Origin of the sequence: Komagataeibacter xylinus, from assembly GCF_004302915.1 — a bacterium.
Lineage (GTDB): Bacteria > Pseudomonadota > Alphaproteobacteria > Acetobacterales > Acetobacteraceae > Komagataeibacter > Komagataeibacter xylinus_C.
The window spans coordinates 1-7554 of record NZ_QQBI01000064.1 but is presented as its reverse complement, the minus strand read 5'-3'; the positions used below and the strand labels follow the sequence as shown (position 1 = coordinate 7554).

General features: G+C 59.4%; 4 protein-coding genes and 1 pseudogene. 3 read left to right on the top strand and 2 right to left on the bottom strand.

Annotated elements, in window-relative coordinates:
- Window positions 1-105: 105 nt before the first annotated feature.
- The 3 genes and pseudogenes from DV027_RS17990 to DV027_RS16680 all read left to right on the top strand — a co-directional run.
- Window positions 106-213: pseudogene (locus DV027_RS17990) on the top strand (integrase core domain-containing protein); the annotation flags it as partial.
- Window positions 214-602: 389 nt separating this feature from the next.
- On the top strand, window positions 603-1886 hold the full coding sequence (locus tag DV027_RS16685; protein ID WP_019092385.1) for a chloride channel protein: 1284 nt from the start codon (window positions 603-605) through the stop codon (window positions 1884-1886).
- Between the two features lie 19 nt (window positions 1887-1905).
- Window positions 1906-3276: a ClC family H(+)/Cl(-) exchange transporter gene (locus tag DV027_RS16680; RefSeq protein ID WP_130732947.1), complete on the top strand. Its 1371-nt coding sequence runs from the start codon at window positions 1906-1908 to the stop codon at window positions 3274-3276.
- A gap of 36 nt (window positions 3277-3312) precedes the next feature.
- Here DV027_RS16680 and DV027_RS16675 read toward each other — a convergent pair whose 3' ends face one another.
- Window positions 3313-4575 carry a cation:proton antiporter gene (locus DV027_RS16675; RefSeq protein WP_019087019.1) on the bottom strand — a complete coding sequence of 421 codons (1263 nt, stop codon included), beginning with the start codon at window positions 4573-4575 and terminating at the stop codon, window positions 3313-3315.
- Between the two features lie 88 nt (window positions 4576-4663).
- A complete protein-coding gene (locus DV027_RS16670) occupies window positions 4664-7246 on the bottom strand; it encodes a heavy metal translocating P-type ATPase (RefSeq protein WP_130732946.1) in 2583 nt (860 codons plus the stop codon).
- Window positions 7247-7554 lie beyond the last annotated feature (308 nt).

Genomic DNA, 7554 nt, shown 5'->3' with positions numbered 1-7554 from the left:
GAAGACCGCACACGATCACACGTCAATATGGGTCAGAAAACTCTTGCATAACGGACGGCAACCACAGAAGAAATCCGGGCTCATCGAAGGTTAGAAGTAAGATAGGGCCGGTTCAGGGATAAATGTCTCAACGAAACGTTGCTCACGTCCCTGATGCATGCCCGCCAGATTCTGGCTGACTGGCGGGCAGACTACAATACAGTGCGCCCCCACATCCCCAACTGGATGGCAAACACCGGACCCGGTCGCCAGACAAGGGTCTCAAGGGCATGGCAGAACGGCATGATAATCTGGATAATGAAGCCAGACGGAACTCACCAGATGTATGAATGATCTACGTAGCAGTCCCGTAGATTTTGAGGATGAATCTCCTGTAGCTTCCCGGTATGGGTTCTGAGCGGGGGCGTAAGAAAAAATGGTATATGCCCCGTTCCTGTCTCACAGTCTGGACCTTCTCTGCCGTGACCATTTTGCCGACATTGTCATACCATGGTGCAGGTCAGGCTGACTGCCAGTCCGTTCCGGGCCGAAATCGCGCCAGACGAGCCCGTCGGCTTCGTCGTCTGGCGCGTGTCAGAACCCTGAAATGGCAAAGAACACTCATGTATTGCTCGGGGGCTGTGCTGATCGGGATTATTTCCGTGATCTTTGCCCATCTGGGGGATGCGGCGGCCGATCTGCGTTACCACATCGTGGCCCTGAATGCCTGGTCCATGCTTCTGATTGCACCGCTTGGACTGGTCGCCATTACCTGGTTGACGCGCGTGCTGTTCAATGGTGCACAAGGCTCGGGTATCCCCCAGACAATAGCAACATTGCATATGCATAATTTCATGCTGGTGGACCGAATTCTGACATTGCGCATTGCGCTCGGCAAGATCCTGATGACATGCCTCGGTCTGATCTGCGGCGCCTCAATCGGTCGTGAAGGACCCAGCGTCCAGATCGGGGCGTCCATCATGCATGCGTTCTCGCGGGCCATGGGTCAGCATAATGACGTCACCCGACACGGTATGATCCTGGCGGGCGGAGCCGCCGGCATGGCTGCGGCCTTCAACACGCCCCTGGCCGGAGTTGTATTCGCCATTGAGGAACTCGCCCATTCCTTTGAACAGAAATCGTCAGGACGGACACTGACCGTCATCATCTTTTCCGGGATCACCGCGATTGCCCTGCTGGGGAATTATACCTATTTCGGTCGCACCAGTGCCTCCATCCCGGTTGGTGTCGCATGGTTGGCCGTTCTGGTGTGTGGTGTAAGCGGTGGGCTGGCAGGCGGCCTTTTTGCCCGCCTTGTCATCAGGCTGTCAAAAGGATTGCCGGGATCACTTCGTCCGTTTGCAGCACGTTTCCCTCTCGGGTTTGCTGCTCTATGCGGTCTGCTTCTGGCCCTGATCGGACTGGCATCCGATGGTGCAACCTATGGTACGGGCTATCTCCAGGCGCGAGGGATCGTGGATGGCAGCCTCCATTATCCAGCGTCCTTCTTTCTCCTGAAGTACCTTTCCATGCTCATTACCTTCTGTTCGGGGATACCCGGGGGCATGTTTGCACCATCTCTTGCCATTGGCGCCGGAATGGGCGGATGGATCGAGCAGTTCCTGCCCCATACATCTCCAGGCGCGGTCGTTCTGCTTGGGATGGCGGCATATTTCTGTGGCGTTGCCCAGTCCCCCCTCACGGCGACGATCATCGTAATGGAAGTATGCGATAACCAGCAGGTCACGCTGGCGCTTCTCGCGACTGCGTTTCTGGCGTTCGGGGTCTCGCGCACGGTCTGCCCGCATCCGCTTTATTCCGCCCTCGCCGCGGGGTTCATGGAGAAGACGGAACGGAAGGCAGGTCAGGAAAAAACACTTTCAAGGCAGGAAACTGATCCCTCCTGAACCGGGACCCGGGTTGCAGATGCAGTATTCCGAGCCAGAGAACCGTCAGTCAACGAAAGAAGACACGATGCTGCAGCAGGTGCCGAACCGGAAACCACAACCGGAACAGACCGGGAGTTCCTGCAGTCTGGTTTTCCTGGCATCAGCGTCAATCCTGATCGGGCTTGCGACCGGTGCAATCTGTGGGGTCTTCCGCCTGTTTCTTAAAGGGCTGGAAACCGCGCGAACGGATCTGGCTCTCCGGTTTCTGCATGGTTCTCCGTGGGAGGGTTGCTTTCTGGTCGTGGGGGTTGCCCTGGCGGCCCTTGTCGCAGTGGAAATGGTGCGCCGTTTTGCGCCGCTGGCATCAGGCAGCGGTATTCCCCATGTCGAGGCCGTGCTGTCGGGCGTCGCGGTCCCAGCGCCATGGGTGCTCATCCCGGTCAAGTTCATTGGTGGTCTGCTGGCGATTGGAAGTGGACTGGCCCTGGGACGCGAAGGGCCAAGCGTGCAGATGGGTGCCGCGGCAGCCAATACGATCGGACGACTGCTCTCTCTGGGGCAGGCGGACTGTCGCGCTCTCCTCGCCGCTGGCGCAGGAGCCGGTCTTGCAACGGCCTTCAATGCGCCTGCTGCAGGTGCCGTTTTTGTCCTGGAAGAACTGGTGGGACGGTTTGAAGCCAGAATGGTGTGTGCGGCACTCGGGGCGTCCATTTCAGCCATTCTGATCAGTCGTGGCATCCTGGGCGGCCAGCCTGATTTCATCGTGTTCCATCAGGTCCTGCCTGAAGCGATCGCGAAGCAGCTATTCTTTGTCATGACCGGTCTCATGACCGGTCTGCTGGCGGTTGGATATAACCGGACAATTCTTGCGGCACTGCGCCTTGCCGACCGTCTGCCTGTCAGCATACCCGTCAGGGCCGTTCTGATTGGTGGTCTGGCTGGACTTGTTGTGTGGCTTGATCCGCATCTGGCAGGTGGAGGGGACTGGATTACCCAGGCAGCGATAAATAATACGATAAGCTGGCGTATTATCCCTGCCCTGTTCGTTTTCCGGTTGATCTTCGGTGCGATTTCCTATGCTGCCGCAACACCAGGAGGACTATTTGCACCCATGCTTGCCCTGGGGGCACTGTCCGGATTGGCCTGCAGCTTTGTGGCGCAGATACTGAGCCCGGATACAGCGCTGGCGGCCACGCCATTTGTGATTGTCGGCATGGCCTCCATGTTTGCGGGATCCGTTCGATCGCCCTTGACGGGCATTATCCTCGTCATGGAAATGACCGGATCGTCCGATCTTGTATTGCCGCTTCTGTCTGGAAGCTTCGCGGCAATGGTAGTGGCAGGAGCGCTCGGCGATACACCGATCTACGAGGCGCTGAGGCTCAGGGCAGCAACCGGAAGACGCTGAAATTATCACCTTTTGGAATACCTGTTTCATAAGGAATCATTCAGACCGGGATGCGGATGACGGATAGAGCCTGCGGGCGACCCGTTCCATGGTCAATCCCTGCACGATAATGGTGAACACTACCACGCCGTAACAGACAGGCAGCAGCAGATTGCGCAATTCACCGGGTGGCAGTCCAAGCGCCAGCGAAACCGAGATGCCGCCACGCAGGCCGCCCCAGGTCAGGATACCCAGAACACGGCCACGCTCCCATTGCCGGAGATGAACCGGGAGGGTGGAAAACAGCACGCTCAATGCCCGCACGGCGATGGACAGCGGGATCACGGCAAGCGTTGCCAGCACCGTAAACAGATGCGGCGTGATCTCCAGTATTTCAAAGCCGATAAGCATGAACAGCAGGACATTCAGCACTTCGTCAATCAGGGTCCAGGCGATATCGAGTTCCTTGCGGGACGCTTCATCGAAAACGGAATGGCTATAGCTTGTTCCGAAACACAATCCGGCCACGACGACAGCAATCGCGCCTGACATGCCAAGGTGGTTGGCAATGCTGAAGGTTCCGGTCGCCAGGGCCAGTGACGTCAGCAGATCGATATGCGGATCCCGCTGCCCCTTGAGCACACGAAGCGCAATCCACCCCGTCAGTGCGCCCAGCAGGCCGCCACCAAGCGCCTCGCGGCAGAAGCTGAGGGCAATCCCGGAGGCGGCTACGCCCTGACTGTCTCCGGTCGCCAGTCCGATCGTCACACCGAAAATGACGACCCCGACGCCGTCATTGAACAGGCTCTCGCCCGCGAAAATGGCCTGAAGCGGCCCCGGCAGCCCCAGACGCTTTAACATCCCCACGACCGAAACCGGATCAGTAGGTGCGAGAATGGCGCCGAGCACGATGCACCATGTAAAGGGAACAGCGTGGCCCAACAGCGGAAAAACACTCCAGGCCGCGCCCGCCAGAAAGGCCACGGCCAGAACAGTCCCGAGAATGGACAGGGCTGTCACGGACATCAGTTTCGCACGCAGGTGTCCGACATCAACCTGCATGGCTCCGGCAAAGAGAAGAAGTGACAGCGCACCATTCAGAAGCGCCGCGGGTAGGTTGATGACCCCCAGCACAGACCGCGGCAGGGCCTGAAGATCATAGGCCGGGATCAGCAGGTTCAGAACCATGACCAGCAGGGAAGTCAGCAACGAGAAGATCAGAACGCCGATCGTCACGGGAACGCGAAGCGTGTGGTGATTGAGAATGCTAAAGGCAGCGGCAAGCACGAGAAGCAGGGCGATCAGGCTGATGGTATCCATGGTATGATCGCTGGCCTTTCTGGCGTTTCGCGTCAAGAAAAACCGGTGCTCTCTTTTATAGACCGGGATCTGCCAGAAGGACGGATATTCACAAAAGGTTACCGGTTCTGGCATCCCGAGCGGAATGCCCGCCATCACTGATCCGCCCTAGCCTGAGCGCATTGGTAACGACGGTGACGGAAGACAGCGCCATGGCGGCACCTGCGATCATCGGCGATAGCAACAGTCCGAATACCGGGTAGAGGACGCCTGCCGCAACCGGAATGCCGATCCCGTTGAACAGAAACGAGAAGGCAAGGTTCTGCCGGATATTGCGCATGATCGCGTGCGCCAGTTTTCGGGCGCGGACCAGCGCACCCAGGCTGCCATGGGCCAGTGTGATGCCTGCGCTCTCGATGGCGACGTCAGTTCCTGTTCCCATGGCGATACCTACGGAAGCCGCCGCGAGGGCCGGCGCGTCGTTCACGCCGTCTCCCGTCATCGCCACATGGCGGCCGACACTCTCCAACTGTCTGATGATATCGGCCTTGTCCTGGGGCTTCAGCCCGGCGTGTACCTCTGCAATGTTCCCGGCAGCCTGTGCCACAGCTCTTGCAGTCGTCTCGTTATCGCCAGTCAGCATGACGATGCGCATCCCGTCATCATGCAGCGCCGCTAACGCAGCTTTCGTGTCTTCCCGCAGCGGATCGGCCACGGCAATCGTCCCCGCTGCTTTCCCGTCTATCGCAACAAACATGACCCCCGCGCCGGACTGACGATATCGCGTTGCATCTGCCTCCAGCGGAGCGGGATCTGCCCCGGCCTGCTTGAGCCTTTCGGCATTGCCAATCACCACCTGACGGCCATCTGCTGTGCCGCTGACGCCGAGGCCGGGCTGTGAGCCGAAATCGCTGATCTGCACCAGCGTGCCATGGCGCTCCTTCAGTGCCCGGACCACTGCCTGGGCCAGCGGATGCTGGGACTGCGCTTCGATTGAGGCCGCCAGGCGCAGCACATCGTCCTCCTGCCACGCTGGCGCAACGTCGAGGGCGATCAACCGGGGATGTCCTTCCGTGAGCGTGCCGGTCTTGTCCACCACCAGGGTGTCCACCTTGTCCAGTGCCTGCAGGGCCTCGGCATTGCGCACCAGAACGCCCTCACGCGCGCCGCGCCCGGTGCCAACCATGATGGACATCGGCGTGGCCAGTCCCAACGCGCAGGGACAGGCGATGATCAAAACGGATATGGCATTGAGCAGGGCATGGCCGAAGCGCGGCGCGGGACCGACAAAATACCACACGACGAAAGTCACGAGGGATATACCCAACACCAGCGGGACGAACCAGTCCGACACGCGGTCGGCGATGCTCTGGATCGGCGCACGACTATGCTGTGCTGTGGCAACCATTGCCACGATGCGGGCAAGCATGGTGTCGCTGCCGACCGCCCGTGCCTCGATTTCCAGGCTGCCAGTGCCGTTAATGGTGCCACCCGTCACCGCATCGCCCGGTTTCTTCGCCACGGGCGCAGGCTCGCCGGTGATCATCGCTTCATCCACACTGGACGCGCCGTTCAGCACCATGCCATCAACAGGGACAGATTCACCGGGCCGAACGCGGAGACGGTCGCCTGTCGCGATATCTTCGACCGCAACATCGTTTTCCTGGCCGTCAGCGCCAATGCGATGCGCCTGTTTCGGCGTGAGATCCAATAGCGCGCGGATCGCGTTGCCGGTTGCGGCGCGAGCGCGCAGTTCCAGGACCTGCCCAACCAGCACGAGTGCCACCACCACGCCCGCGGCCTCATAATAGACCGGAAGGCTGCCGTCAGGCATCCGGAAGGTCGCGGGGAAGGCGTCGGGAAAGATCGTTGCCACGAGGCTGTAGCCAAAGGCCGCACCCACGCCGAACATGATCAGGGTGAACATGTTGAAATGGCCGGTGCGTAGTGAGGCGAGACCGCGCTGAAAGAACGGTAACCCGGCCCAGCAGACGGCAGGCAGCGTGAGCGCGAGTTGCACCCATGGCGACAGCACAGGCGGCACAAGATGCAGACCGACATCGCCTCCCATGGCGATGAGCATGAGCGGAATGGCAAGCACCCCGGCCACGATCAGGCGGCGCGTAAAATCCCTGAGTTCGGGATTTTCCTCATTGTGCCCGGTCGGATCCTCCGGCTCCAGCGCCATGCCACAGAGCGGGCAGTCTCCGGAGTGATCCTGCCGGATCTGCGGATGCATGGGACAGGTCCAGATTGTGTGGTTTCCGGCAAGAGAGGGCATTTCGTTCGTGGACGTATGATGGTCATGGCCGGTATTGCTGCCCGATTTCTGACCATGTTCCATTGCTGGCATCGTCGGAGCATTACCAGTTTTCTCTGCAGGTTCCAGCGCCATGCCGCACTTAGGGCATTTTCCCGGATGCGTTTCCCTGATTTCCGGGTGCATCGGACAGGTCCACGCCGTCTGGCCTGCCAGGGACTGGTCATGGGTAATGGACGCCTCGTCCGCCACGAAAGCTGCGGGGTCTGCCCCGAATTTCCGCTGGCAGTGTTCACTACAAAAATAATAATCGTGTCCATCATGCAGCGTGTGAAATTTTGCTGTCACAGTATTCACACTCATGCCACAGACCGGATCATGTACGGTCCTGGGCACCATCATCTGCCGATCATCCTGTCTGGTATCCGTCATGCGTGTTGCCCCGATGGAAGCGGCTGAATTTCAGACTGCGATGGAACAGGCATTGAAACCATGTCACAGCACAGACAATGAAACGACCACTTTGTCGAGACAGTTGCCCGCATACCGGTGATCCCCCAAAAGAGCATACATTCAGCGATTACATGATCGTCAGCAGGCATTGACCTATGAGGTGGTCCCGTCCGTTCGGACAGTTTTGCGGGCTTGATAAGCTATACCCGATTGTTGTTATGCCGCCCTTCTGACGGCGTTGCTGTTGGCCATCTGGTCCGGGGTTAACCCCGGACCAGATGGCGTCG